This window comes from Pseudarthrobacter sp. Y6, assembly GCF_050156205.1.
Taxonomy (GTDB): domain Bacteria; phylum Actinomycetota; class Actinomycetes; order Actinomycetales; family Micrococcaceae; genus Arthrobacter.
Genome location: NZ_CP189574.1, coordinates 623,663 through 649,497 on the forward strand (window position 1 = coordinate 623,663; position 25,835 = coordinate 649,497).

Here is a 25,835-nt window from a genome sequence, read left to right on the forward strand (position 1 = left end):
GACACACACCCACACGAGAAGGAGCCCTCATGGCACCCGCCGATTTCACTACCGGTGCCCGCCCGGTCAAAGCAGCCCGCGGCACTGAGCTCACCGCCAAGTCCTGGCAGACCGAAGCCCCGCTGCGGATGCTGATGAACAACCTGGACCCCGAGGTGGCCGAACGCCCCGATGACCTGGTGGTCTACGGCGGCACCGGCCGTGCCGTCCGGTCTTGGGCTGCGTTCGACGCCATCACCCGCACCTTGGAAACCTTGGAAAACGACGAGACCCTCCTGGTCCAGTCCGGCAAACCGGTCGGCGTCTTCCGCACCAACGAATGGGCGCCGCGGGTGCTGCTGGCCAACTCGAACCTCGTGGGCGACTGGGCCAACTGGCCCGAATTCCGCCGGCTGGAGGCCGAGGGCCTGATGATGTACGGGCAGATGACCGCCGGGTCCTGGATCTACATCGGCACCCAGGGCATCCTGCAGGGCACCTTCGAGACCTTCGCCGCGATCGCCCGGAAACTGACCGGGGACGAGGACGGTACCCTCGCCGGGACCCTGACCCTGACCGGGGGGTGCGGCGGCATGGGCGGTGCCCAGCCGCTCGCCGTCACCCTGAACGAGGGCGCGTGCCTGATTGTCGACGTCGACGAGACCCGCCTGCGCCGCCGCGTCGGCAAGCGATACCTGGACGAGGTGGAAACGGATCTCGACGCCGCCATCGCCAAGGTCCTGGCGGCCAAGGAAGAGCGCCGCGGCTGGTCCGTGGGCTACGTCGGCAACGCCGCCGAGGTCTTCCCCGAGATCCTGCGCCGCCACAACGCCGGCGAACTCACCGTCGACATCGTCACGGACCAGACCTCCGCCCACGATCCGCTGAGTTACCTTCCCGAAGGCATCACGGTCGAGGAATGGCACAGCGAGGCCGCCGCTGACCCGGAAGGCTTCACCAAAAAGGCCCAGGCCTCGATGGCGAAGCACGTCCAGGCCATGGTCGAGTTCCAGGACGCCGGCGCCGAGGTCTTCGACTACGGCAACTCCATCCGCGACGAGGCCCGCACGGGCGGCTACACCCGCGCCTTCGAATTCCCCGGCTTCGTCCCGGCCTACATCCGCCCGCTGTTCTGCGAGGGCCTCGGCCCGTTCCGCTGGGTTGCACTCTCCGGGGACCCCGAGGACATCGCCGTCACCGACAAGGCCATCAAGGAACTCTTCCCCGAGAACAAGCACCTGCACCGCTGGATCGACGCGGCACAGGAACGAGTGGAGTTCGAAGGCCTGCCGGCCCGGATCTGCTGGCTCGGCTACGGCGACCGCGCCAAGGCCGGCCTGCTGTTCAACCAGCTCGTCAAGGAAGGCAAGGTCAAGGCGCCCATCGTGATCGGCCGCGATCACCTGGACTCCGGCTCCGTCGCCTCCCCGTACCGCGAAACCGAAGCCATGGCCGACGGCTCCGACGCGATCGCCGACTGGCCGCTGCTCAACGCCCTGCTCAACACCGCCTCCGGCGCCACCTGGGTCTCCATCCACCACGGCGGCGGCGTCGGCATCGGCCGCTCCATCCACGCCGGCCAGGTCTCCGTCGCCGACGGCACCGACCTCGCCGCCCAGAAACTCGAACGACTCCTCACCAACGACCCCGGCATGGGCGTCATCCGCCACGCCGACGCCGGCTACGACCGCGCCCTCGACGTCGCCAAAGAGCGCGGCGTCCGCATCCCGATGCAAGAAGGAATCACAAAGTGACCATCACCACCCAAGCACCGCTCACCGTCACCCTCGGCTCCAGCGGCGTCACACCCGAGGACGTTGTCGCCGTCGCCCGTCACAACGCCCAGGTGACCATCGCCCAGGAAGCGCTGGACGCGGTGGCCAAGGTCCGTGCGCACATCGACGAACTGGCGCACAGCGAAACACCCGCCTACGGCATCTCCACCGGCTTCGGTGCGCTGGCCAACCGGCACATCCCCAACGAGCTGCGCACCCAGCTGCAGAAATCCCTCATCCGCAGCCACGCCGCCGGCATGGGCCCGGCCGTGGAACGCGAGGTGGTCCGCGGCATCATGTTCCTGCGCGCCAAGACCCTCGCATCCGGCCGCACCGGCGTCCGCCCCGTCGTCCTGCAGACCATGGTGGACGTGCTCAACGCCGGCATCACACCGGTGGTCCGCGAGTTCGGCTCGCTCGGCTGCTCCGGCGACCTCGCCCCGCTGTCCCACTGCGCCCTGGTGCTGATGGGCGAGGGGCAGGCGGAAGGGCCCGACGGCGTGACGTACGGCGGGCGGGGTGAGGCGCCCGTCGCCGAGCTGCTCGCCGGCCACGGCATCGAACCGGTCACCCTCGCCGAGAAGGAAGGCCTGGCGCTGGTCAACGGCACCGAGGGAATGCTGGGCATGCTCCTGATGGCCATCGCAGACATCCGCCAGCTGCTGACGACGGCGGACATCACCGCCGCGCTCAGCGTCGAGGCGCTGCTCGGTACAGATCAGGTCTTCGTGCCGGAGCTGCATGCGGCGTTGCGTCCGCACCCCGGCCAGGCCGCCAGCGCAGACAACATGCTGCGCGTGCTGTCGAACTCCCCGATCGTGGCGTCGCACCGGGTGGGGGACTCCAAAGTCCAGGACGCCTACTCGCTGCGCTGCGCCCCCCAGGTGGCCGGGGCCGCGCGGGACACGGTGGACTACGCCGCCCTCGTGGCATCCCGTGAGCTCGCTGCGGCGATCGACAACCCGGTAGTCCTGCCGGACGGGCGGGTCAGCTCGAACGGCAACTTCCACGGCGCACCGGTGGCCTATGTCCTGGACTTCCTGGCCATCGCCGTCGCGGACCTGAGCTCCATCGCCGAGCGCCGGACGGACCGCATGCTTGACCCGGCCCGCTCGCACGGGCTGCCGGCGTTCCTGGCTGCGGATCCGGGCGTGGACTCGGGCCTGATGATCGCGCAGTACACGCAGGCCGGACTGGTCTCGGACAACAAGCGCCTGGCCGTCCCGGCGTCGGTGGATTCCATTCCCAGTTCCGCCATGCAGGAGGACCACGTGTCCATGGGCTGGCACGCGGCCCGAAAGCTGCGCAAGGCCGTGGAGAACCTGCGCCGCGTCCTGGCCATTGAGCTCGTTACGAGTGCCCGTGCCATCGACATGCGGACGCAGCTGTCCGACGGTGAGCTCACCCCGGGCCCGGCGGGCGCTGCCGTGATCGGGGTGCTGCGGTCCGTCGTCGAAGGCCCCGGAACCGACCGGTTCCTGTCGCCGGAACTGGAGGCGGCCGACCGGCTGGTTGCCTCAGGAAAGGTCCGTGCAGCCGCCGAATCCGCCGTCGGAATTCTCGCCTGAGCGGGAATATTCTTCGGTCCTGCCGCGAAATTCTGCCAATGTCGAAATATGGTGCAACACGAACAATTCGACGCGGGGAAGTGTAGTAGAACTGAAGGTGTAGTAAAAGTCACATCAACGAGGCTGTGGCGCAGGACGTATACAAAGGGGTAGAAGTTCAAATGAAAGCACGTGGGGCTGTCCTGTCGAGGCGCAATGTCCATTCGGCCACCATCTCGGAGTGGGGAACGCTCAAAGCTGGGGACCAGGTGGAAATCATCAAACACGCGCACGTCATTGCGGCGGGCGAAGTGGAAGAAGTATCGCAGAGCGGGAACGTGCTGTGGCTCGTGCCGGCCACTCCGTCAGAGAAGGAACTTTTCCTTAAATCCGACGGTGTAGAAGTCCGCAGGAGCTAGGAACGCAAGACTAAAACGCAAAAGAGTCCCTGCCCTCCGTTACCGGATGGCGGGGACTCTTGCGTGGATCGCGGACTGCATCGAAGCCCGGACCGAAAGCCGAATCAGCTCAGGCCGCAATGCTTTCGTAAGTTTCACCGAAGGGGACCGACTCGTCCAGGGCCACGGTGAAGCGTCCCGGGCGCAGTCGCGTAACAAGGATGCCGCAGGCCGCGTCTTTTGCCGGCTCGATCAGCGTGGCAACAGCCTTGTCCAGGCCTTCGTGCATCTCGTGCGCTGTGGAAAACTGAAGGTCGATGGACAGGGCGGCCGGGGCTTCGACGGCCGCGACGGCGGCCAGGGGGCGTTCAAATATAGCTGTAGTCATGTGCCGAACTTTCTGTGTCTCGTGCCAAAGGGCTCGATCCACTGTACCGGCTACGGCTCTACATATGTCAGATGACTGCTATCTCGCGCGCCCAGACGCCCAAAATCCGAAGCTTGTTCGCCGAACCACACCGTCAAGGCGGGGTCGCGCGAACAAACTTCGGATCGAAGGTGGTGCCCGGATCAGCCCGCCATACCCGCTTTGACGGCCAGAACGGGACAATCAGCCTCGAGCAGGATCCTCTGCGACGTGCTGCCCATGATCAGTTTGCCCACCGGGGTCCGGCGGCGCAGGCCGATCACGATGAGCTCGGCGTTGTGCTCCTCCGCGGCGTCAAGAACCTCCGCTGCGGCATCGTGGCCACGGACCGGCTGCTTGATCACGTGGTCAATGCCCTGCGTGGCCAGGCGGTCTTCGATGCTCTGGATCTCCGGCTCCTGGGCGTATCTGTTGTCCACCAGGGCATCGCCCTTGGAGGAGTTAATCACCAGCAGCGTGGTGTTGCTCTTCCGGACCTCGGCAATGGCCTGCGTAAGCGCTGCTTCGCCCTCGGGTGTAGGGACATATCCCACCACGATCGTCATGGTTGTACCTCTTTTCTGTAAGTTGATCTTCTGCTGCGGGGCGGATGCCCAGGACGGGCTAGCCGTCGCCGTCCCCGTCGCCACCTGAGGTGGCATCGGCTCGGTGGCTGCCATGGCTGCCGCTGCCTCCAGCGTCCGTCGGTTCGGAGGATCCGGATTTTGCGAGGATCCCTGCAGGCATGGCTGCAGGGCGGTTCCGGCGGATCAGCTTGAACAGGAAGGGCCAAAGCAGGATGAGCGCTATGAGGACGTAGACTCCGACGGCGATCGGCTCGCTCCACAGGCCGGCAGGGTCGCCGGCGCTGAGCTGCAGCGTCTTGCGAAGCTGGCCTTCGATCCTCGGCCCGAGGATCACGCCAAGGATGAGCGGAAGCACCGGAAGCCCGAAGCGGCGCATCATGAACCCGAGCGCACCCAGTACCAGCAGGAGGACCAGGTCGAATGCCTGCAGGTTCACGGAGTAGGCGCCGAGCGTGGCGAAGAACAGGATCCCCGCGTAGAGGTAGGGCCTGGGGAGTTGCAGGAGCTTGGCCCACAGCGGTGCCAGCGGCAGGTTGATGATCAGGAGCAGGAAGTTGCCGATGAAGAGGCTCGCGATCAGGGCCCACACCAGCGGCCCCTGGCTGGCGAACAGCTGCGGCCCTGGCTGGATGCCGTACGAGGTGAACGCTGCCAGCATCACGGCGGCCGTGGCGTTGGTGGGCAGGCCCAGGGCAAGGAGGGGTGTCATGGTGCCGGCGGCGGCAGCGTTGTTGGCTGCTTCCGGCCCGGCCACGCCCTCAATGGCGCCGTGGCCGAACTCCTCGGGGTGCTTGCTGAGGCGTTTCTCAGTGACATAGGAGAGGAACGTGGGGATCTCCGCCCCGCCGGCCGGAAGCGCGCCGAAGGGGAAGCCGAACGCCGTTCCGCGGAGCCAGGGCTTCCAGGACCGTTTCCAGTCCTCCTTGCCCATCCACGGACGGCCTACGGGAATGACCTGCAGAGGATTGCGGCGCAGGTGCGCGGCGACCCACAGTGCCTCGCCGACGGCGAAGATGGCCACTGCGACCACCACGATGTCCAAGCCGTCAGCCAGCAAAGGCTGGCCGAACGTGAGCCGTCGCTGGCCCGTGACGGAGTCGATGCCCACCAGGCCAATTGCGAGTCCGAGCCCCAGCGAGGCAAAGCCCCTCAGCCGGGATGATCCAAGGACGGCGGTGACTGCCAGGAGGGCAAGCACCATAATGGCAAAGTAGCTGGGCGAGCCCAGGCTGACCGCAAACTTCACCACGATCGGCGCAAAGACTGCGAGCAGGGCGGTGCCGATGGTGCCGGCCACGAACGAGCCGATGGCCGCCGTCGCCAGGGCTTGGGCGGCCCTGCCGGCTTTCGCCATCTTGTTGCCTTCGATGGCCGTGACCACCGACGACGATTCGCCCGGTGTATTCAGCAGGATGGAGGTGGTGGAGCCGCCGTACATGCCGCCGTAGTAGATGCCGGCGAACATAATGAAGGCGCTGGTGGGTTCCAGGACGTAGGTGACCGGGAGCAGCAGGGCAACGGTCATGGCCGGGCCCAGGCCCGGGAGGACGCCGACGGCGGTGCCCAGGAGTACGCCGATGACGGCGTAGAGGAAATTCATGGGGGTCAGGGCGGTGGCGAAGCCGTCCATGAGGGAGGAGAAGACATCCATCAGAGAACCCCTTCCAGGAGGCCAGCGGGCAACGGAATGCCGAGGCCCAGGTAGAAACCGTAGAAGGTGAGCACGGAGAGGGCAACGGCAATGATGCCGTCACGGATGTAGTGCCGGCTGCCCAAGGCCCACGCGCTGCCCCAGAACAGGACCGTTCCCGAGATCACCCATCCTGCCCAGTCGATGAGCAGGATGTTGGCGACGAAGGCTCCGGCCAGCGGCAGGACGGTCTTCCAGTCGGCGGGGTGCGTGAGGTCCACGTCCTCGCCGCCTTCGGCCTCGCCCTGTCCACCGCGCAGCACGTTGACTGCCAGCATGATGGCGCAGACGATCAGCAAACCGGCCACGAGGTAAGGCAGGGTCTTCGGTCCCACAGGATCCGACTTCGAGTACGGGGTTACCAGGGCAATGGCGTCGACGAGGACGAGGACGCCCGCCGCTCCGAGCAGCAGGGCTACCCCCAGCTCGGAGCGGCCTTTGAGCCGTGAGGCCAAAGTTGGTGAGGAGCTCACGTCAGGCCAAGCTTCGTGAGGACGTCCGCCACCCGCTTGTCCTGTTCGCTCAGGAAGGTTTTGAACTCGTCACCGGTGATGAAGGCGTCGGACCAGCTGTGGGTCTTGAGGGCTTCCTTCCAAGCGTCGGTGCCGTGCATCTTTTCGAGGGCGGCGATCAGCTTGGCTTTGTCCGCGTCGCTGATGCCCGGAGGGGCTACGATGCCGCGCCAGTTGCTGAACACCAGGTCGATTCCGGACTCTTTGAGGGTGGGTGCGTCCACGCCGTCGAGCCGCTTTTCGCCACTGGTTGCCAGGACTCGGACCTCGCCGGACTGGATCTGCTGGAGGTACTCGCCGGCGCCGGAGGCTGCGAAACCCACCTTGTTGCCGAGGATGGCCGGGAGAAGGTCCCCGCCGCCGTCGTAGGACACGAAGTTCACCTTGGTGGCATCGATTCCCACGGCTCCGGCGAGCTGCATGGGCAGCAGGTGGTCGGGGCCGCCGGGGGAGGATCCGCCGCCCACGCTGATGGAACCGGGGTCGGCCTTCCAGGCGGTGACCAGGTCGTCAATGGTTTTGTAGGGCGAATCCTTGTTGACCATGATGGCGCCGGGCTCTTCGATGAGCTTGGCCAGCGGGGTGGTGGCGGTCAGCTTGGACTCGGACTTGTTGGTGTAGCTCGCGCCCACCACGCCCAGGCCCATGAGCATGGTGAGGTCGCCGTTGCCCTTTTCGTTGACGATGCGGGCCAGGCCCACGGTTCCGCCGGCGCCGGCAAGGTTAAAGACCTCGGTGTTGGTGGCGACCTTCTCGTCGTCGAGAACTTTCGCCGCCACGCGGGCGGTGGTGTCGTAGCCACCGCCGGGAGTGTTGGGGACCATGATCTGGAGCCCCGTCACGGGGCCTGCTGCGGCGCCGGAGCTGGCGCCGTCGGTGGAGCTTTTGCCGGTGGCACCGCAGCCGGTGGCCATCAGGGCGATGCCGGCGGCGACGGCGGCGATTCGCAATGCGCGGATCTGGCGCATGGTGTTCCTCTTCTCAATCAAAATTGATCAGCAGCGGCTGACTTGTAGTTCCGATGCTAGGGCCGTCAGTGATCGGCATCACTCTTGTGTACGCAGAGAAAGTTAAGTTCATTGCGTTCACGTTTCCGGCGGTCCACCGGCGCCTGCGCACAACCCGGGGGCAGGCGCGCGCTGGGGTATAGTTCCGGTACCCTGACCACGAGAGGCCCGACAACCAGAGGAAAAAACCACAGTGACTCGACGAAGAGGAATGTCCCTCGCGGGGCAGTACCTGGTTCTGCAGTTGCTGATCGTCCTCGCGGTCCTCGTCGCCGTGGTAGCCATTTCGCTGGCACAATCCGCCGCGGCATTCGAGCGGATCGAGGGCCGCCGGGCGCTGTCCGCCGCGGAAGCGCTCGGGGCCAACCCCACTGTGCGTGAGCTGCTTCCAGCAGCGGAACCTCGGGGCGGGTCAGCCCTTCCCGCCGTTGCCGAGTCGGTGCGGACGGTGTCCGGATCCTCGAACGTGGCGCTCGCAAAGCTGGACCGCACGGTGGTTGCATCGTCCGATCCCAGCCTGCTCGGCCAACCGATGGAACTTGGCCCCAGCCGCGTGATGGAACGCCGGTCGTGGACCGGCGTGGTGGGCGGGTCCGGCGCGGAGGCCTTGTCAGCCCACGTCCCGGTTTTGGACGACGCCGGAAAGATGATCGGCATTGCGTCCATCAGCCGCAACTATCCGTCCGCATTGGAGCGGCTGGGCGAGGCTGTTCCCAACCTCCTCACCTACCTCGGAGTAGCCAGCGTCCTTGGCGTGGCCGGTTCGCTGCTCCTCTCGCGCAGGGTGAAGCGGCAAACCCTCGGGATGGAGCCCAGCGAAATCACCGGGCTGGTGGAAAACCGCGAGGCTATGCTGCATGGCCTGAAGGAAGGCGTGGTGGCGCTGGACCCGTACGAGCGCATCACAGTGGCCAACGACAGCGCCCGCGCGCTGCTGGGCCTCCCCGCTGACTGTGTGGGCAAGCGGCTGGCCGGTCTGTCCGTGGAGCCCGCCCTCAAGGAAGTCCTCACCCGCGAGCAGCCGGGGCCGGACCAGTTGGTGCTCGTTGGCGACCGGCTGGTGGTGCTGAACCGGGTTCCCATCCGTTCGCGCGGCCGCGACATCGGCTCCGTCACCACCCTGCGTGACCGCACGGAGCTGTCCGCACTTGAGCGGGAACTCGGTGCCACCCGGACGGCCACTGACACACTCCGCGCCCAGGCCCACGAATTCGCCAACCAGCTGCACGTGATCTCCGGCCTCATCCAGATCGGGGAATACGATTCCGTGGTCCAGTTCGTCAACGGCGCCACGCTGGACAGGACCCGGCTCAACGATGAAGTCACCAGCCGCATCGAGGACCCGGCGCTCGCCGCGCTCCTGATCGCGAAGTCGAGCCTGGCCACCGAACGCGGAGTCACCTTGCAGCTCGACCAGGAATCAGGGCTGGAGCGCGTTGACGATGAGCTCTCCCGGGACCTGACCACCGTCGTCGGAAACCTCGTGGACAACGCGTTCGACGCCGTCGCCGGGCTTCCAGAGGCAGTGGTCAGGGTACTCGTGGAGGACACAGCCGGCGGCGTGACGGTGACCGTCCGTGATTCCGGTCCCGGCGTCACGGGGGATGCGGGGGAAATCTTCCGGCAGGGTTTCACCACCAAGGACCCCGGCCCCGGCGGGAGCCGGGGCTTCGGCCTGGCGCTCTCCCGGGTGGTCTGCCGGCGGAGCGGCGGCGACCTCACGGTAACCAACCACAATGGGGCGGTCTTCACCGCCCGGCTGGAACGAACCCACCTGGAACGAACCCGCCCGGAACGAACACGGAGACTGCAGCAATGATCAAAGTCCTGATCGTCGATGACGACTTTATGGTGGCCAAGGTCCATGCAGGGTTCATCCAGCGCACTCCCGGGTTCGCCGTCGTCGGGGTGGCCCACACCGGCGCCCAGGCTGTGACGGAAACCGCCCGGTTGCTGCCGGACCTGGTGCTGCTCGACATCCACCTGCCGGACATCAACGGCCTGGACCTCATGAACAAACTGCGCGAGGTGGCCCCGGAACTGGATGTCCTGGTGATCAGCGCCGCCCGTGAGGTGGACACGGTGCGCAAGGCCCTCCGCGGCGGGATTGTGCACTACCTCATCAAGCCCTTCTCACAGACTGACCTGCAGGAACGGCTGGAGCACTACCGCAGCGCCTACCAGGGCCTCGACTCGGCCAAGGATGTGGCGGAGCAGTCGGACGTGAACCGGGTGTTCGGGCTGGACCGGACCGATCGGCCGCTGCCGAAAGGCTGCAGCATCGAAACGCTGAAGCTGGTGGAAGCTGCCCTGAAAGAGGCCGACGGCGACCTGTCCGCCGCCGAAGTGGCCGTCCAGTTGGGCACGTCCCGGGTCAGTGCGCGCCGGTATCTTGAGTACCTCCACGACGAAGGCGTGCTGGAGGTCCGGCTTAAGTACGGAGTGGGCAGGCCGGAACGGCGTTACGTGCTGAAGGTTTAGCCGCGCCGGCCGCCAGTATCCCCAGCCGGGGGACTTAGCGCAGCAGCGTGTTCACCAGCCGCGCGGCAACCTTGGCGGTCCGGCCGTCAATGTCGAACTGCGGGTTCAGCTCGGCCACGTCCAGGTGCAGGAGCTTGCCGCTTTCCGCCACCTGCCGGCAGACCGCGCTGATCACCGGCAGCGGCACGCCGTAGGCAGCGGGTGCGCTCACGCCGGGAGCCACCGACGCCGGCAGGACATCCAGGTCGATCGTCAGGTACAGCACGTCCACGCCTGCCAGGAAGTCCGCTACAAACGCCCGGACGCGCTCCGCCGTGCAGTCCTCATCCAGCAGGTACCGCACGTCCAGCCGATCCGCTGTGTTGAAGAGTGACCGCGTGTTGTTCGGCTCGGATATCCCGACGACGGCGTAACAGAATTCGCGCCCCGCGGCGGCTTCCGCTCCGGCCATCTGGAGGAACGGCGTCCCGGAACTGGGCAGGGGCTCATCGCGGAGGTCGAAGTGCGCGTCCAGGTTCAGGATGCCCAGCCGCTTTCCGCCGCGCACGGCGTCTGATCCGGCTACGCCCAGATAGCTTGCGAACGCGGTCTCATGCCCGCCGCCCAACACTGCGGTGAGGCGGCCGGCGTCGAGCATGGAGGTGATCGCGTGCCCGGCGCGGGCCTGGCCGGCCTCCATGGCGCCGTCCGAGACCACGATGTCCCCGGCGTCGAACACGGTGCGGTCAAGGTGGAACGCGAGTGGGGCGAGCGCTGCCCGGATGGCGGCGGGCGCCAGCGCAGCTCCGGTCCGGCCCTTGTTGCGGCGCACACCCTCGTCGCTGGCAAAGCCCAGGATCACCGCGGGGACTGCGGCGGAGTGTGCGGCGGGTGCCTGCCGCGGGTTGTCAGACGATTCAGCGCCGGGTGCGTAGGGAGAAACCGCCTGCCACCAGCGACGGTGCTCGGCGCCGTCGCCGTCGAACCGCCCTGTCCAGGGCTGCGGGGGCACGTCAACGGTGAGCTCAGGAGAAACCATGCCCCTAGCTCACCGCAGCTCGGGCCCGAAAACCAGCAGCGCCGCCGTCGGGCTGTCCGGAATACCGGAAACACAGCGCCGAGATGGCATTTCGCGGCAGTGTTTCCCGAAAACACTGCCGCGAAATGCCATCTCGGCGGCGGGGACGCGAGGGAGCGGGCGCTAGGGCATGCCCAGTGCGGCCTCGATCGGACCGACGGCGAAGAACAGCAGGAACGCGCCGGCCACCGCCCACATCAGCGGGTGGACGTCCTTAGCCCGGCCCTGGAACGTCCGGATCAGGACATAGGCGATGAAGCCTGCGCCGAGACCGTTGGCGATGGAGTACGTGAACGGCATCAGGGTCAAGGTCAGGAAGGCCGGGATGGCGATTCCCCAGTCCTGCCAGTCGATCTTGCCCACCTGGGAGACCATCATGAAGCCCACCACCACCAGGGCAGGGGCCACCGCCTCGAACGGAACGAGGTTGATCAGCGGCGTGAAGAACATGGCCACCAGGAACAGCAGGCCGGTGACGATGGACGCCACGCCGGTCCGCGCACCCTCGCCGATCCCGGCGCCGGCTTCAACGTAGATCTGGTTCGACGAGACGGAGGCGCCGCCACCCACGATGGCGCCCAACGCGTCCACCTGCAGCACGCGGTCCACGTCCGGGATGTTGCCGTCCTTGTCCACCGTGCCGGCCTCGTTGGCCAGGCCCACCATGGTGCCCATGGCGTCGAAGAAGATGCTGAGCAGGATCACAAAGGCCAGCAGCGTGGCGGCCACAAAGCCCAGCTGTTCAAAAGCGCCGAAGGGGTTGGCCTTGCCGATCAGCGACAGGTCCGGGGCGCTCCACTCCGTAAAGGACGGCGCCACCAGGGACCAGCCCTGCGGGTTGGCGGTGGTGCCGTCAAAGCTGGGGCCGATGTGGAGGGTCATTTCAAGGATCACGGAAATGATGGTCGAGGCGATGATGCCGATCAGAATAGCGCCCTTGACCTTGCGGACCACCAGGGCGATGGTGAGGATCAGGCCGAAAACAAAGACGGCCGTGGGCCAGCCCAGCAGCTTGCCGTCGAAGCCCAGGCCCACGGGAACAGTGGTGCCGGCAGCGTCGGGGATCCGGCGCACAAAGCCGGCATTCACCAACCCGATAAGGGCGATAAACAGACCGATGCCCACCACTATGGCGGTTTTGAGCCCGTCAGGGACGGCCTTGAAGACGGCGGTCCGGAAGCCGGTGAGGACCAGGATCAGCATGGTCACGCCGGACAGGACCACCAGGCCCATCATGTCCGGCCACGTCAGGCCCGGGTTCGTGGCTACCGTGACGGCCACAAACGCGTTCACGCCCAGGCCCGCGGCCAGCGCGAATGGGTGCCTGCCCCAGGCGCCCATCAGGATGGTGAGGATACCGGCCACAAAAGCCGTCACAGCTGCCACTGCGGCAAAACCAAGTGTGTTGCCGCTGGAATCCGGGCCGGAGAGGATCAGGGGGTTAAGCACCACGATGTAGCTCATGGCGAAGAACGTGGCAAAGCCGCCGCGGATCTCGCGGGAGAGGTTGGACCCCCGCTCGGATATCTTGAAGTACCGGTCCAAGGCAGAGCCCTGCTTAAGCATTAGTCCTCCGGGATGTGTTGTTGGGGTTACTTGATCCTAGAGGGCGGGGGGGCCGCGCCTAGAATGTCTGTCAGGAACCTCACAATGCCGAGCAAATGTTGGAGACACCATGACTACTGACACATCGACAGACCAGCAGCTCCCCGCGGCGCACGTCGCCGACAGCCACGATCTGATCAGTGTGCAGGGTGCTCGGGAGAACAACCTCAAGGACATCAGCATCGAGATTCCCAAGCGGCGCCTGACGGTGTTCACCGGGGTGTCCGGATCAGGCAAGAGCTCACTGGTGTTCGCCACGATCGCCGCGGAGTCCCAGCGGATGATCAACGAGACCTACAGTGCCTTTGTGCAGGGGTTTATGCCCAACCTGGCGCGGCCCGACGTGGACCACCTCGAAGGGCTGACCACGGCGATCATCGTTGACCAGGAGCGGATGGGCGCGAACCCCCGTTCCACGGTGGGCACTGCCACGGACGCCAACGCCATGCTCCGGATCCTTTTCAGCCGGCTGGGCACCCCGTACGTCGGGCCGCCCACGGCGTTTTCCTTCAACGTCCCGACGCGGAAGGCCAGCGGTGTGATGAGCACCGAGAAGGCCGGTGGCCGGGTCGAGAAGGCCGTGGTGCAGAACGCTGTCTACCTGGGTGGCATGTGTGCGCGCTGCGAGGGGATGGGCTCGGTCTCCGACTTCGACCTCACGGCTTTGTACGACGACAGCAAGTCGCTCGGCGACGGTGCGCTGACCGTCCCCGGCTACAGCATGGACGGCTGGTACGGCCGGCTGTTCGAGGGCATGGGTCTCCCGATGGACAAGCCGATTGCCACGTTCACGAAGAAGCAGCTCGAGACGATGCTGTACTCCGAGCCCACCAAGATCAAGGTTGAGGGCATCAACCTCACGTTCGAGGGCGTCATCCCCAAGATCCAGAAGTCCATGCTGTCCAAGGACGTCGAGGCGATGCAGCCACACGTGCGGCGCTTCGTGGAGCGCGCCATCACGTTCCAGGCCTGCCCCGAGTGCGAGGGCACCCGGCTCAGCCCCGAGGCGAGGTCCTCGAAGATCCAGGGCAAGAACATCGCCGATCTCTGCGAGATGCAGATCAGCGACCTGGCCGAGTGGGTCCGCGAGTTCGACGAACCGTCGGTTGCGCCGCTCCTCAAGGGCCTGCGGCACCTGCTGGATTCCTTCGCCGAAATCGGGCTGGGCTACCTCTCGCTGGACCGCCCGGCCGGCACCCTCTCCGGTGGCGAGGCACAGCGCACCAAGATGATCCGCCACCTGGGTTCGTCCCTCACGGACGTCACCTACGTCTTCGACGAACCGACCATCGGCCTGCACCCGCATGACATCGAGCGGATGAACGAGCTGCTGCTGCAGCTGCGCGACAAGGGCAATACTGTGCTGGTGGTTGAACACAAGCCAGAGACCATCGACATCGCCGACCACGTCGTCGACCTTGGTCCCGGCGCCGGCACTGCCGGAGGCAACGTTTGCTTCGAGGGCAGTGTGGAAGGGCTGCGCGGGAGCGACACCATCACCGGCCGCCACCTCGATGACCGGGCGAAGGTCAGGGGATCCGTGCGCACCTCGACCGGCGTCCTCGAAGTCCGTGGCGCCGCCACCCACAACCTCCAGGACGTCGACGTTGACGTTCCGCTCGGCGTGCTTTGCGTGGTTACAGGTGTGGCCGGTTCGGGCAAGAGCTCGCTGATCCACGGTTCCGTGGCGGGACGTGACGGTGTGGTGGTAGTCGACCAGGCCGCCATCAAGGGCTCGCGCCGCAGCAACCCCGCCACGTACACGGGCCTGCTCGAACCCATCCGCAAGGCGTTCGCGAAGGCCAACGGCGTGAAGCCGGCGCTGTTCAGCTCCAACTCCGAAGGTGCCTGCCCCACCTGCAACGGCGCGGGCGTCATCTTCACCGAGTTGGGCGTGATGGCCACCTTCGAGTCAACATGCGAGGACTGCGAGGGCCGGCGGTTCCAGGCGTCCGTGCTGGAATTCACGCTGGGTGGCCGCAACATCTCGGAGGTGCTGGCCATGTCAATGACAGAGGCCGAGGTCTTCTTCAGCGAAGGGGAGGCCCGCACGCCTGCTGCCCACACCATCCTGGACCGTCTCGTCGACGTCGGGCTCGGTTACCTGACCCTCGGCCAGCCGCTCACTACGTTGTCCGGCGGCGAGCGGCAGCGCGTCAAGCTGGCCACGCAGATGGCCGAGAAGGGTGACGTCTACGTCCTCGACGAACCGACCACCGGCCTCCACCTCGCTGACGTTGAGAACCTGCTGGGCCTCCTTGACCGGCTTGTCGAGTCCGGCAAATCGGTCATCGTCATCGAGCACCACCAGGCGGTCATGGCGCATGCCGACTGGATCATCGACCTCGGCCCAGGCGCAGGGCACGACGGCGGCAAGGTCGTTTTCGAGGGCACGCCCGCTGAGCTCGTGGCCGCCAAGTCCACGCTCACCGGCAAGCACCTCGCGGCTTACGTCGCCGGCTGATTACCGGCGCCCCGGGCAGCGCGCCCCGGGCAGCGCGCGCCGGGCAGCGCGCGCCGCCGCTGCCAGGGGAAGTTCGCCTAGGCTTGAAGGACGCCAACCCAAGGGAGCAGTACACCGATGCGATCCATCCGCCGCCAGTTGCTGAGCGTTGTGCTCGGGACCTTCGTTTTCGCCGCCGCGCTGATGGGATTTTCTGCCCCTGCTTCGGCACACGATGCCGCCGAGTCCAGCAGCCCCGCGCAGGGCGCCACGGTGGCTACTACGCCGGCGCAGGTGTCCGTCACGTTTAGCAAGAACCCGTTGGGCATCGGCGCGCAGTTCTCGGTCAAGGATTCCTCCGGGGCTGAATGGGCGGACGGGGCCGTCGAGATAGTGGACAGCACTGCCACCCAAAAGCTCAAGGCCGGCGCTCCGGCGGGCGCATACACCGTGGCCTGGCGGGTGGTCAGCTCGGATTCCCACCCGATCGAGGGGACATTCGGCTTCACGGCGACCGCCGCTGCGGCGGGAGCCGCGCCCTCGGGAACATCGGCGGCGGGAGCATCGCCGTCGGCCGCTATTCCCACGATGGGAACCGCGCAGCCGGGAACCGTTGCAACTCCGGCGCCGGCAGCAGACGCCTCAGCACCGTTCCCTTGGAGCCTGGTGATCTTTGCGGGAGTGGCCGTAGGGCTGCTGGTGGCCATCGGAATCCTGGCGAAGCGCCGCCTCACCGCAGGAAGCGACGCCGAAGACGACGAACAGGCCTAGACGGCGGCGGCGCTTTCCGGGTAGACCGTGGCCGAGATGGCCTGGCCTACGGTCTTCGCCTGACGCAGGACTTCCTTGGGTGAGGGCGTAATGAGCTCGCCCACTCCCACGAGGTAGATGCCGATCTTCCGCATGGCTGCCACCAGGTTGCTGCCAACCGTGATGCCGAAGTCGCTGAGCATGCGCCGCAGCTGGCTGTGCGCGCACCGGGTCAGCACAATGTTGTCTGCCAGCAGGATTCCGTTGGGCGTGTGGACTTCCCACTGGCCGGACGGGGACCCCGGGGCCGACCCGTCCAATGCCCCGCCCACCATGGTCAGTTGAACTGCCCGTGTGGTGTTGCGGACATCCATGTGGTGGCTGGCGGCGTAGTTGCGCAGGTGGCGGAGGATCTCGTTGCGTTCCCGGAGGGAGTCGGAGTCTGCTGCGTCGCAGCGCTGCAGTGAAGCGGTGTTGGCCGGTTGTCCGGCGCCGAGGATGTCGAGCCCGTCCACCACGATGGCGTCCACGCCGCGGCGGCGCAGTTCTGCGCCAACAGCCAGGCCTGAGAGCCCCGTGCCGATGATCACCGTGGTGGTCCGTTCGGTCCCGCCATTCACAGGCATGCTTGACACTACAGTTTTCCTCCTTCAAAGGCTTCCGGATGCAGGCAGCGTCGCCCCGCACGCGTTCCGTTACCCCCAAAGTCCGGCCGCAGCACCGGCCCGGGACGCTCCTTGAATTGGGCGTCGGCGGACCGGCAATGCCTCGAAGACTACAGAACATTCAGGGCCGTGGATAGCCCACGCGTTGACTCATCAAAGATGCCCGCGTAGCTGCTATCGAAGAATCATTTGGTAATGCCCGCGTAGCGGCGCGTCTGCTGGGGTGGTATCCGCTGGCCCGGCACTGTGAGCCATGGAGCTTTCGATGAGCGAACGCAAGGCCGTCACGAAAACCACCGCCCTCCGATATGCCCGGTCGGACCGTGCGGGCAAGAAGACCATCCTGGACGAGCTGTGTGCCCTGACGCTGTGGCACCGTGACCATGCGCGTAAGGCGCTGCGCCAGGCGCTGGTGCTTAAGCAGGTCAAGTCCCGGCCGGCCAGGGCCCCGGTCTACGGGGAAGACGTGATCGAGGCGCTGCGGTTCTGCTGGGCCGTGCAGGGCACCCCGTGCGGGCGTCTGCTGGCAGCAGCGCTGCCGGATTTGGTGCCGCGGCTGCGCCGGTTCAAGGAGCTGATGATCGGGGACGGGACGGCGGCGTTGTTGCTGAAGATCGCCCCGGCCACCATCGACCGCCGGCTCAAGGCAGACCGGGGGAAACTCGACCCAAGGGGCCGCTCCCATACCAAGCCCGGAACACTGCTCAAGGACTCCATCCCGATGCGGACCTGGGCCGAATGGGACGATGCGGTGCCGGGGTTTGTGGAGATTGATCTGGTCGGGCACGAGGGCGGCAATTCCAGGGGTGAGTTCTGTTTCACCCTGACGATCACTGACATTTCCACGGGGTGGACCGAGACCCGGTCGGTGCGGAACAAGGCCCAGAAATGGGTGTTCGCCGCGATCAAGGAAGCTACCGCGGCGTTCCCGTTCCCGATCCGGGGGATCGATTCGGACAACGGGAGCGAGTTCATCAATTGGGGGCTGCTGCGGTGGTGTGAACAGGAGCAACTGACCTTCACCAGGTCCAGGTCCGGGAACAAGAATGACGGCGCGCATGTGGAACAGAAGAACTGGCATGTTGTCCGGCAAACCGTCGGATACCACCGCTACGACACGGCCGCCGAACTCGAGCTGCTGAACCGGATCTGGGCGTTGCAGGGGCGGCTGACCAATCACTTCGGACCCCAGCAGAAACTCGTCCAGAAGATCCGGACCGGCGCAAAGATCACCAAGAAGTATGACCGGCCGGCGACCCCGTACGCGCGGGTCCTGGCCGACGAAGGCGCAGTCCGGCCAAGCGTGAAGGCGAAGTTGAAGCGGGAGAACAAGCCCCTGAATCCCGCGGCAATCCAACGTCAGGTTCAAGCCCTATGCTCCGAACTGCTCACCCTCACCACGGCAAAGCAAGGCCCCAAAAGCCAACCGACCATCCGGGCACAATCAAATGATTCTTCGATAAACGCTACGCGGGCATCTTGACATGATTCCCCGGGGCCCAAACACAAACATTCTTCTCCGCGATGAATACGCTTCCCGTTCCGTTCGCCGCGGGCTGTGGATAACCGGCCATCCAGCGGCCCTCGGCCGCTTGCTAAGTGTCCACGGACCGAGAATAGTGAGAAGCGGAAGCGGGGTTCTCCAGCCCGTCGGGGCCCACATCGAGGCCGGTGCGGGCGGAGCGCGCCGCGTCTGGCAGAATAGCCGCAACATAAGGCAGTATCGCGAGGAGGCGGCCCCATGGGCGCACATGAGTTGCATCCGGATCCGGAACAGGACAGGGCCGGAAATTCGGCGGCTCCGGTGGGGATTGTTGTGGGGGTGGACGGTTCCGACCACGGCCAGTGCGCTTTGGTGTGGGCAGCCCGGGAAGCCGAGCGCCGCCGTCGGCCTTTGCATATTGTCACCGCGTATTCAGTACCGATTTTTGCGGCGTCCGGGCTGGATGGCGGGTACGCCACCGTGGATGATTCCGTGATCCGCGAGGGCGCTGAAGCGATCGTCAAGCAGGCGCTGGACAAAGTTTCCGGCTACAACATCGAGGTTGACGGCTCCGTGGAGAACGGAGACGCCTCGGGCGTGCTCCTGGAAATGTCCGAGACAGCTGATCTGTTGGTGTTCGGCACCCGCGGCCGTGGCGGATTTGTGGGCCGCTTGCTGGGCTCGGTGAGCAGCGCCCTGCCGGCACACGCCAAGTGCCCCACGGTGACGGTGCCGCTGGTGTGCTCGGACCGGCTGGGCGAAACCACCGAAGACAAGCGCATCAAGGCCGAGCAGGCCAAGCCAGGGCATAAGCAAGTCGCAAACGTTGTAGTGGTGGGCGTGGACGGGTCCGAACAGGCACGGATCGCCGTGCTGGAGGCCGCCGACCAGGCTGAACGGCTCGGGGCAACCCTGCGCGTGATCTGTGCGGTGCCGCAGTTCAGCGGTTCCTTGGCCTGGGTCCCGGCCCCCATGGACCGCAAAGCCCTCTTTGATGACATCCGGATCCAACTTGACGCGGGGATGGCGTGGCTCAAGAGCCATTACCCGAACCTTTCCGTGGAGTCGGAACTGCTGGATGGCTCGGCAGTGGACGTCCTGGTGGAGGCCAGCCGGCACGTGGAGCTCGTAGTAGTGGGTACCCGGGGCCGTGGCGGGTTCACCGGCATGCTCCTGGGCTCCACATCCGGTGGCGTGCTCCACCATGCCAAGAGTCCGGTCCTGGTGGTTCCGGACCGCGACGATCCGCGGCTGGCGGACCGGGTGCAGTACGGACCCATCCCCGGCGCCGCATAACCCCTCACCTTCGCAGCAGGAGGCATGAAAATGCCTGACATCGGCAGCACACCTCCCATCCTCGGATTGGAGGCAGTCACGGCAGCAATGGTTCCCCTGGTGGGTGGCAAAGCGGCCAACCTGGGGGAGTTGCTCGCCGCTGGCCTGCCCGTGCCGGACGGCTTCTGCCTCACTACGGAGGCCTACCGCGAGGCCACCACTGGCCAGGCGGCCGCGGGCCATGTCACCGCGGTCGGGGCCGCCGCGGGCGGGTACACCGGCGTGGATGCGCATCGAAGGGGCGGCCCGCTCGCCCAGGTCCATGAGACTCTTCAAGCAACGCCCGACGGCGACCTCCCCGCCTTGGCTGCACTGGCGTCCCGGGCCCGGGAACTGATCCGAAAGGCCCCGGTCCCCAGTGCGATAGCCGCCGCCGTAGAACAGGCATATGCAGCCCTGGGAGACAACGTTCCGGTAGCCGTCAGGTCCTCGGCCACTGCGGAAGATCTTCCGTCAGCGAGCTTCGCCGGCCAGCAGGACACCTACCTTAACGTGGTGGGGTCTGCCGCCGTCGTGGAAGCCGTGCGTGAATGCTGGGCCTCCCTCTGGACGGACCGGGCTGTCAGCTACCGGGCAAGCCGGGGGATCGACCCGGCCGCGGTGGCGCTCGCCGTGGTAGTCCAGAGGATGGTGGATGCCACCGCCGCCGGTGTGCTCTTTACCGCCAACCCGCTGACGGGCCGCCGCCACCAGGCCGTGATCGATGCCAGCCCGGGGCTGGGGGAGGCTGTGGTGTCCGGGGCGGTGAACCCGGACCATTTCGTCGTTGACCCACTCACCGGGCGCGTGCTGGAACGCCGGCTTGGGGACAAACGCATCGCGGTCCGGCCGATCCCCGGCGGCGGCACCCGGACGCTGGCCATCAGCAATGGCGGGGCCGCGGCCTGCCTGACGGACAAGCAGGCCGCCGAACTGGCTGCCCTGGGCCGCCGGGTGGAGGATCACTTTGGCTCGCCGCAGGATATTGAATGGGCCATCGCCGGCGACGGGCGCCTCTGGCTGACACAGTCGCGGCCCATCACCACGCTGTTCCCCGTCCCGCAGCGGGCGTCCGACGGGGAGGGCACGCGCGTTTACCTTTGCTTCAGCCTGGCACAGGGCCTGGTCCGCCCCATCACTCCCATGGGCCTGTCAGCCTTCCGCCTCATTGCCTCCTCGGTGGCCCGCGCGGCCCAGTTCGATGTGCCCGAGCCCCGCAAGGGTCCGTCGCAGTATGCCGTGGCGGCCCAGCGCATCTACTTCGACCTGACCGCCGTGGCCCGCAGCACCACCGGCCGGCGGATCGTTCCCCGGGTCTTTGACGTGATGGAAGCACGCTCGGCCACGGTGCTGCGCCGGGTTTTCGAGGACCCGCGGTTTTCGGTGACCCGCCGGACGCCGCTGGGCTTGCTGCGGCACGTCGTCCCTGCAGCGGTGCATGCCAGGGTTCCGGAGACGCTGCTCCGGGCCGCCTTCCGCCCGGACGCGGCCCTCCGCCGGACCAACCGGCGGGCGCGCGAGTTCGCCGACTCCCTCGAACCGCCCGCCGGCCTCACCCCGCTGCAGCGACTGGACCACGCCGAACACCTGCTCGGCACGCGCATCTTCTCGGTGGTGCCGTCCATCCTGCCGCTCCCGGCGCTCGGTTTCGCTGCGCTGGCACTCGCCGGAAGACTGCTGGGCGGCGGGCGGCGGGATGACCTGCAGGTTGTGCTCCGCGGGCTGCCTAACAACGTCACCACCGAGATGGACCTGGAGCTGTGGCGCCTCGCCCAGGTGATTAGGAACGACGGCGGTTCCCGCGCCGCCGTGACGGACCGGAAACCCGCCGAGCTGGCCAAAGAGTTCCGCACGGGCCAACTGCCCGCCGTGCTGCAGTCCGGGCTGGCGCGGTTTATGGGCCAGTACGGGCACCGCGCCGTGGCCGAGATCGACGTCGGTATGCCGCGCTGGTCCGATGACTCCACCCACATCCTGGGTGTCCTGGCCAACTATCTCCGGCTCGAGGGTTCCGCGCTGGCGCCTGATGCCCAATTCAGCAACGCCGCAGAAGAAGCCGAAGCCTGCGTTGACCGCCTCGTGGCGGAGGCGCGGAGCCGCGGCCGGCTGCGCGGGACGGTGGTCCGGGCGGCGCTGCGGCGGGCGCGACTTTTCGCCGGATTGCGCGAACTGCCCAAGTATCAGCTGGTGGTGGGCCTCGCCGAAGTGCGGAAACAACTGACCCTGGCCGGTACAGCGCTGGCCGCTTCCGGGGCGGTAGCCGAGGCGGATGACATCTTTTTCCTGGATCTGGACGAAGCCAGGGCCGGTTTCAATTCCGGAACAGGGACAGCTGACCTCCGCGACCTGGTAGAGCGGCGGCGCGCGGACTACGCCCTGGAACTCGAACGGCGCCACGTACCCCGGGTGCTGCTGTCAGACGGCACGGAACCGGAAGCCATACCATCCGGCGACGCTGCGGCGGCATCCACCGTGCCCGGCGCATTGACCGGGAGCCCGGCGTCGGCCGGTGTTGTCACGGCGACTGCCCGCGTGATCCTCGACCCGGTGGGCGCGCACCTGGAACCGGGAGAAATCCTGGTGGCGCCGTCCACGGACCCCGGCTGGACACCGTTGTTCCTCACCGCGGGCGGACTGGTGATGGAGATGGGCGGGCCCAATTCCCACGGGGCCGTGGTAGCCAGGGAGTACGGCATCCCGGCGGTGGTGGGCGTCCCGGACGCCACGCTTCGGCTCTCCACCGGGCAGGAAATAACGGTCGACGGCGGCGCCGGTACTGTGGTGCCTTCGTAGCCGGAGTGCCCTCGGCATGACTTCCAGAAGAAACGTGTGCGCGGCGGTCCCCAGGCGTAACCTGAAGTATGGGCTCCAAGGATGAAGCGGGGCTGGCATGAACCGCGCATGGCTGCGATGGATGCCTGCCGCAGCTGTACCTGTAGTGATCGCCGCCGGCGTGCTGGTGGGATCCATTCCGGCGCGGGCCGGCGATCCGTTGCCGCAAAAGTCTCCGGCTGAGGTCCTGACCCTCCTGGGCCAGCACAGCACCCGGTCATTCTCCGGAACAGTCGAGCAATCCGCCGAGCTCGGCCTGCCCGAACTGCCCGCTGTGGGTCCCACGTCCGGACCGGTCTCGGCTGGTGGCGCCGCCTCAATCCTGGAGTTCCTGGCCGGTGAGCACAGCGCCCGGATATTTACGGATGGGCTAACGAAGATGCGGGTCCAGGTGATGGACCGGCTGGCTGAACGGGACGTCATCCGGCGGGACGGCGACGTGTGGTTCTACAACTCCAAGGACAACAGCGCCGCCCACCTGGCCTTGCCGGCGTTCGCCAGGGACCTGCCGCTGCCGGTCCCCGAAGCTCCCGCACTGCCCGGCGACCTGCCGGCCCCGGACCTGCCGTCGCCCGTTCTGCCCATGCCTATCCTGCCGGGCCCACCTGTATTGCCGACGCCCGAGGACCTGGCCCGGAAGTTCCTCGCAGCGGTAGACAGCTCGACCGAAGTGACCGTGGGTCCGGACGTCGAAGTCGCCGGCCGGTCGGCGTACAGCCTGGTACTGGCGCCGAGGACGCAGGGGACGCTGGTTGAGAAAGTTGCCATCGCCGTCGACGGCGAGACAGGAATGCCGCTGCGGGTATCGGTGATGGCACGCGGCCAGGCAAAACCGGCTTTCGAGGCTGGCTTCACCAGCCTGTCCCTGGCGGTCCCGGACGACTCGGTGTTTACGTTCGTTGCCCCGCCAGGCGCCACGGTCAAGGAGCTGCAGGTACCACCGCTCCCGCTCCAGCCCGGCATGCCGGCTCTACCGCCCGTTCCCGGTGGGATTACGCCCGGAGTAGTTCCGGACAGCGGCCCGGATCAGCCCACAGCTCCGGATCAGGTTCCCGCGCCGGAACAGCCCACCGCCCCGGATAAGATTCCCGGCACCGACACTAGCCTGCGGCACCGTGATGCACCCCGGCCAACGGTGACCGGCAAAGGCTGGGAAGCCGTGATCGGGTTCCCTGCGGCACCCGGCGGGCGGGGGGCCGCCTGGACTGAATCATTGCTGAAGGATCCGCTCCTGTCCCAGGCCGCCGTCGTCGTGCCCGGCGGACGGCTCCTGTCCACGGCACTGCTCAACGTCCTGCTGACCGACGACGGCAGGATCTTTGTGGGGATGGTCCCGGCGGAGCGGCTGCAGGCCGCCGCCGGCGCGGCGTGACCGCGGACGGGGGGACGGCTGGCGCCGGGATAGCCGCCGCCCGGACCAGCGCTGGAGGGAGCGCAACGGCCGGGCTGACCATCGAGACCCAAGGCCTAACCAAGCGTTTCGGCCACCAGCTGGCGGTCGACAACGTGGACCTCGCCGTTCCCCACGGCGCCGTGTTTGGCTTCCTGGGACCCAATGGGTCCGGCAAAACCACCACAATCAGGATGCTGCTGGGCCTCGCCGCGGCGTCGGCCGGAACCGTTAGCGTCCTTGGGCTTCGGATGCCGCAGCGCCTGCACGAGGTCCTGCCACGCGTCGGTGCGCTGGTGGAGGGGCCGGCGTTTTATCCGTTTCTTTCCGGCACCGCCAACCTGCACCGCCTGGACGCCGCCAGCCGGCACGCGGCGCCCGCTAGCCGGTCCGCCCGCGTTGCTGCCGCGCTTGAGCGGGTGGGTCTCTCACACGCCGCCGGCAAGCGGGTCCATGCCTACTCCCTGGGCATGAAGCAGCGGTTGGGGATCGCCAACGCACTGCTGTCGCCGCGGGAACTGCTGGTGCTCGATGAGCCCACGAACGGACTGGACCCGCAGGGGACGCGGGAAGTGCGGAGCCTCGTCCGGTCGCTGGCCGCGGACGGTGCCACCGTCTTCGTCTCCAGCCACCTCCTGGCGGAGGTCGAACAGATCTGTACGCACGCGGCCATCATGAGCGCCGGACGGCTTGTGGCCCAGGGGCCGCTGGCGGAGCTCCGCCAGGCAGGCGAGACCCGGATCCGCCTTTTAACGCCCGACGCCGGGACGGCCAGTGAGGTCCTGCTGCGGTTGGGCATGTCCCCGGGAAAGGGAACACCTGAACCGGACGGGGACGTGCTGACCGCCGTCGCGGCTGCGTCCCGGCTTGAGGCCCCGGAGGACATTGTGGCGGAGCTTGTGGCGGCCGGGGTGCGGGTCCGGGGCTTTTCCGTTGAGCGGGAAAGCCTGGAGGAGCGCTTTGTTGCGCTGACGGGGGAGGGGTTCGACATTGCCCAATAGTGCTTCTGAGGCCGGCAGTTTTCCGGTAACCCGTAGCGTTCCCGATGCCAGCAGTGGTTCCGACGCCAAAAGTGGTTCGGGTGCGCCGTCGAGCCTGTCCCTGCTGGCGTCTGAGCTGAAGACGCTATTCCGGCGCCGCCGGACCGCGGCCATGCTGGTGGCACTCGCCGCGATACCGGTGCTGATCGCCGTCGCCGTCCGGTTCTCGTCATCCGTTCCTCCCGGGAGGGGACCGGCGTTCCTGGACCGGATCAGCCAGAACGGGCTGTTTGTGGCGGTCACGGCGATGCTGGTCTCCGTCCCGCTGTTCCTCCCCCTGACCATTGGGGTGGTGGCGGGCGATACCATCGCCGGCGAAGCGAGCCTGGGCACGCTGCGGTACCTGCTGGTGGCGCCCGCCGGGCGGGTGCGCCTGCTGCTGGTGAAGTACGCCGGAGCGCTGGCGTTCTGCCTGGCCGCGCCCGTCACGGTGGCCCTTGCCGGGGCGGCGATCGGAGCGTCGCTGTTCCCCGTCGGGCCGGTGACGCTCCTGTCCGGCGACGTCGTCCAGCCCCCTGAGGCCGCGCTGCGGCTGGTCCTGATTGCTGCGTATCTTGCGGTGTCCTTGGCCGGACTCTCGGCGATCGGCCTGTTCCTGTCCACCCTGACGGTGGTACCCGTCGGCGCCATGGCCGCCACAGTGGTGCTGTCAGTGGTCTCGCAGGTGCTGGACCAGTTGCCGCAGTTGGAATGGCTGCATCCTTGGCTGTTTACGCATTACTGGTTCGGCTTCGCTGACGTCCTGCGCCAGCCGGTGCTGTGGGACTCTTTTGCCAGCAACGCGGTGCTGCAAGCAGGCTACGTGGCCGCGTTCGGGGCGCTCGCCTATGGCCGGTTCGTCACCAAGGACGTTCTGTCCTGAGTCTGGATTTCC

21 protein-coding genes are annotated in these 25,835 nt (G+C 67.0%); 13 read left to right on the plus strand and 8 right to left on the minus strand.

Annotated elements, in window-relative coordinates:
* Nucleotides 1–29: 29 nt before the first annotated feature.
* The 3 genes from hutU to ACQCSW_RS03050 all read left to right on the plus strand — a co-directional run bounded on the left by hutU (nucleotide 30) and on the right by ACQCSW_RS03050 (nucleotide 3,720).
* Entirely contained in the window at nucleotides 30–1,733 is a 1,704-nt protein-coding gene (gene hutU / locus ACQCSW_RS03040) for a urocanate hydratase (protein ID WP_426989442.1), read from the plus strand.
* Nucleotides 1,730–3,322, plus strand: a complete 1,593-nt coding sequence (gene hutH, locus ACQCSW_RS03045; RefSeq protein WP_426989443.1) for a histidine ammonia-lyase — start codon at nucleotides 1,730–1,732, stop codon at nucleotides 3,320–3,322. Before hutU ends, hutH begins: the two co-directional genes overlap by 4 nt.
* Before the next feature lie 161 nt (nucleotides 3,323–3,483).
* A complete protein-coding gene (locus ACQCSW_RS03050) occupies nucleotides 3,484–3,720 on the plus strand; it encodes a hypothetical protein (protein ID WP_111907383.1) in 237 nt (78 codons plus the stop codon).
* Between the two features lie 109 nt (nucleotides 3,721–3,829).
* Here the strand turns inward: ACQCSW_RS03050 and ACQCSW_RS03055 are convergent, their stop codons facing one another.
* From ACQCSW_RS03055 to ACQCSW_RS03075, 5 genes are all read right to left on the minus strand, one after another.
* Nucleotides 3,830–4,087, minus strand: a complete 258-nt coding sequence (locus tag ACQCSW_RS03055) for a hypothetical protein (RefSeq protein WP_354249978.1) — start codon at nucleotides 4,085–4,087, stop codon at nucleotides 3,830–3,832.
* Between the two features lie 182 nt (nucleotides 4,088–4,269).
* Nucleotides 4,270–4,671, minus strand: a complete 402-nt coding sequence (locus ACQCSW_RS03060) for a universal stress protein (protein ID WP_426989444.1) — start codon at nucleotides 4,669–4,671, stop codon at nucleotides 4,270–4,272.
* A gap of 58 nt (nucleotides 4,672–4,729) precedes the next feature.
* Nucleotides 4,730–6,343 carry a tripartite tricarboxylate transporter permease gene (locus tag ACQCSW_RS03065; RefSeq protein ID WP_111907380.1) on the minus strand — a complete coding sequence of 538 codons (1,614 nt, stop codon included), beginning with the start codon at nucleotides 6,341–6,343 and terminating at the stop codon, nucleotides 4,730–4,732.
* Nucleotides 6,343–6,855 carry a tripartite tricarboxylate transporter TctB family protein gene (locus ACQCSW_RS03070; RefSeq protein WP_426989445.1) on the minus strand — a complete coding sequence of 171 codons (513 nt, stop codon included), beginning with the start codon at nucleotides 6,853–6,855 and terminating at the stop codon, nucleotides 6,343–6,345. The genes ACQCSW_RS03065 and ACQCSW_RS03070 overlap by 1 nt, the downstream gene beginning before the upstream one ends.
* Nucleotides 6,852–7,862, minus strand: a complete 1,011-nt coding sequence (locus ACQCSW_RS03075; protein WP_426989446.1) for a Bug family tripartite tricarboxylate transporter substrate binding protein — start codon at nucleotides 7,860–7,862, stop codon at nucleotides 6,852–6,854. The genes ACQCSW_RS03070 and ACQCSW_RS03075 overlap by 4 nt, the downstream gene beginning before the upstream one ends.
* Before the next feature lie 250 nt (nucleotides 7,863–8,112).
* Between ACQCSW_RS03075 and ACQCSW_RS03080 the strand changes: the two genes are divergently transcribed.
* Both ACQCSW_RS03080 and ACQCSW_RS03085 read left to right on the plus strand, forming a co-directional pair.
* The gene (locus ACQCSW_RS03080; protein WP_426990606.1) at nucleotides 8,113–9,720 is read left to right on the plus strand and encodes a sensor histidine kinase; all 1,608 of its coding nucleotides are present in this window, start codon (nucleotides 8,113–8,115) and stop codon (nucleotides 9,718–9,720) included.
* Nucleotides 9,717–10,382, plus strand: a complete 666-nt coding sequence (locus ACQCSW_RS03085; RefSeq protein WP_426989447.1) for a response regulator — start codon at nucleotides 9,717–9,719, stop codon at nucleotides 10,380–10,382. Before ACQCSW_RS03080 ends, ACQCSW_RS03085 begins: the two co-directional genes overlap by 4 nt.
* A gap of 34 nt (nucleotides 10,383–10,416) precedes the next feature.
* On the opposite strand, the gene hutG is transcribed toward ACQCSW_RS03085, so the two are convergent.
* Nucleotides 10,417–11,400: a formimidoylglutamase gene (gene hutG, locus ACQCSW_RS03090; RefSeq protein ID WP_426989448.1), complete on the minus strand. Its 984-nt coding sequence runs from the start codon at nucleotides 11,398–11,400 to the stop codon at nucleotides 10,417–10,419.
* Nucleotides 11,401–11,562: 162 nt separating this feature from the next.
* Complete coding sequence (locus ACQCSW_RS03095) at nucleotides 11,563–13,005, minus strand: NCS2 family permease (RefSeq protein ID WP_426989449.1); 1,443 nt, start codon at nucleotides 13,003–13,005, stop codon at nucleotides 11,563–11,565.
* A 109-nt stretch (nucleotides 13,006–13,114) separates the two neighbouring features.
* Between ACQCSW_RS03095 and ACQCSW_RS03100 the strand changes: the two genes are divergently transcribed.
* Both ACQCSW_RS03100 and ACQCSW_RS03105 read left to right on the plus strand, forming a co-directional pair.
* Nucleotides 13,115–15,508 carry an ATP-binding cassette domain-containing protein gene (locus ACQCSW_RS03100; protein ID WP_426989450.1) on the plus strand — a complete coding sequence of 798 codons (2,394 nt, stop codon included), beginning with the start codon at nucleotides 13,115–13,117 and terminating at the stop codon, nucleotides 15,506–15,508.
* A 117-nt stretch (nucleotides 15,509–15,625) separates the two neighbouring features.
* Nucleotides 15,626–16,258: a copper resistance CopC family protein gene (locus ACQCSW_RS03105; protein WP_426989451.1), complete on the plus strand. Its 633-nt coding sequence runs from the start codon at nucleotides 15,626–15,628 to the stop codon at nucleotides 16,256–16,258.
* On the opposite strand, the gene ACQCSW_RS03110 is transcribed toward ACQCSW_RS03105, so the two are convergent.
* Nucleotides 16,255–16,863, minus strand: a complete 609-nt coding sequence (locus ACQCSW_RS03110; protein ID WP_426990607.1) for an FAD-binding protein — start codon at nucleotides 16,861–16,863, stop codon at nucleotides 16,255–16,257. The two genes, ACQCSW_RS03105 and ACQCSW_RS03110, sit on opposite strands and share 4 nt — an antisense overlap.
* Before the next feature lie 304 nt (nucleotides 16,864–17,167).
* On the opposite strand from ACQCSW_RS03110, the gene ACQCSW_RS03115 reads away from it, so the two are divergent.
* The 6 genes from ACQCSW_RS03115 (at nucleotide 17,168) to ACQCSW_RS03140 (ending at nucleotide 25,823) form a co-directional block, all read left to right on the plus strand.
* A complete protein-coding gene (locus ACQCSW_RS03115; protein WP_426989452.1) occupies nucleotides 17,168–18,385 on the plus strand; it encodes an integrase catalytic domain-containing protein in 1,218 nt (405 codons plus the stop codon).
* 258 nt (nucleotides 18,386–18,643) lie between these two features.
* Complete coding sequence (locus ACQCSW_RS03120) at nucleotides 18,644–19,681, plus strand: universal stress protein (protein ID WP_426989453.1); 1,038 nt, start codon at nucleotides 18,644–18,646, stop codon at nucleotides 19,679–19,681.
* Nucleotides 19,682–19,705: 24 nt separating this feature from the next.
* A complete protein-coding gene (locus tag ACQCSW_RS03125) occupies nucleotides 19,706–22,492 on the plus strand; it encodes a PEP/pyruvate-binding domain-containing protein (protein ID WP_426989454.1) in 2,787 nt (928 codons plus the stop codon).
* A 97-nt stretch (nucleotides 22,493–22,589) separates the two neighbouring features.
* Nucleotides 22,590–23,903 (plus strand): LolA family protein, encoded by a 1,314-nt coding sequence (locus tag ACQCSW_RS03130; RefSeq protein WP_426989455.1) that lies wholly within the window; start codon nucleotides 22,590–22,592, stop codon nucleotides 23,901–23,903.
* 74 nt (nucleotides 23,904–23,977) lie between these two features.
* Nucleotides 23,978–24,922: an ATP-binding cassette domain-containing protein gene (locus ACQCSW_RS03135; protein ID WP_426990608.1), complete on the plus strand. Its 945-nt coding sequence runs from the start codon at nucleotides 23,978–23,980 to the stop codon at nucleotides 24,920–24,922.
* Between the two features lie 94 nt (nucleotides 24,923–25,016).
* Nucleotides 25,017–25,823, plus strand: coding sequence for an ABC transporter permease (locus tag ACQCSW_RS03140; protein ID WP_354250137.1), 807 nt, complete (start codon nucleotides 25,017–25,019; stop codon nucleotides 25,821–25,823).
* The last annotated feature ends 12 nt before the right edge of the window (nucleotides 25,824–25,835 follow it).

Bases quoted from the DNA above. Each gene is read 5' to 3' on its own strand.
- ACQCSW_RS03050 (WP_111907383.1), top strand. From the start codon at position 3,484: ATGAAAGCACGTGGGGCTGTCCTGTCGAGGCGCAATGTCCATTCGGCC.
- hutU (WP_426989442.1), top strand. From the start codon at position 30: ATGGCACCCGCCGATTTCACTACCGGTGCCCGCCCGGTCAAAGCAGCC.
- ACQCSW_RS03100 (WP_426989450.1), top strand. From the start codon at position 13,115: ATGACTACTGACACATCGACAGACCAGCAGCTCCCCGCGGCGCACGTC.
- ACQCSW_RS03075 (WP_426989446.1), bottom strand. From the start codon at position 7,862: ATGCGCCAGATCCGCGCATTGCGAATCGCCGCCGTCGCCGCCGGCATC.
- ACQCSW_RS03055 (WP_354249978.1), bottom strand. From the start codon at position 4,087: ATGACTACAGCTATATTTGAACGCCCCCTGGCCGCCGTCGCGGCCGTC.
- ACQCSW_RS03120 (WP_426989453.1), top strand. From the start codon at position 18,644: ATGGGCGCACATGAGTTGCATCCGGATCCGGAACAGGACAGGGCCGGA.
- ACQCSW_RS03110 (WP_426990607.1), bottom strand. From the start codon at position 16,863: ATGCCTGTGAATGGCGGGACCGAACGGACCACCACGGTGATCATCGGC.
- ACQCSW_RS03095 (WP_426989449.1), bottom strand. From the start codon at position 13,005: ATGCTTAAGCAGGGCTCTGCCTTGGACCGGTACTTCAAGATATCCGAG.
- hutG (WP_426989448.1), bottom strand. From the start codon at position 11,400: ATGGTTTCTCCTGAGCTCACCGTTGACGTGCCCCCGCAGCCCTGGACA.
- ACQCSW_RS03115 (WP_426989452.1), top strand. From the start codon at position 17,168: ATGAGCGAACGCAAGGCCGTCACGAAAACCACCGCCCTCCGATATGCC.
- ACQCSW_RS03085 (WP_426989447.1), top strand. From the start codon at position 9,717: ATGATCAAAGTCCTGATCGTCGATGACGACTTTATGGTGGCCAAGGTC.
- ACQCSW_RS03105 (WP_426989451.1), top strand. From the start codon at position 15,626: ATGCGATCCATCCGCCGCCAGTTGCTGAGCGTTGTGCTCGGGACCTTC.
- ACQCSW_RS03125 (WP_426989454.1), top strand. From the start codon at position 19,706: ATGAAAATGCCTGACATCGGCAGCACACCTCCCATCCTCGGATTGGAG.
- ACQCSW_RS03065 (WP_111907380.1), bottom strand. From the start codon at position 6,343: ATGGATGTCTTCTCCTCCCTCATGGACGGCTTCGCCACCGCCCTGACC.
- ACQCSW_RS03060 (WP_426989444.1), bottom strand. From the start codon at position 4,671: ATGACGATCGTGGTGGGATATGTCCCTACACCCGAGGGCGAAGCAGCG.
- ACQCSW_RS03080 (WP_426990606.1), top strand. From the start codon at position 8,113: ATGTCCCTCGCGGGGCAGTACCTGGTTCTGCAGTTGCTGATCGTCCTC.
- ACQCSW_RS03130 (WP_426989455.1), top strand. From the start codon at position 22,590: ATGAACCGCGCATGGCTGCGATGGATGCCTGCCGCAGCTGTACCTGTA.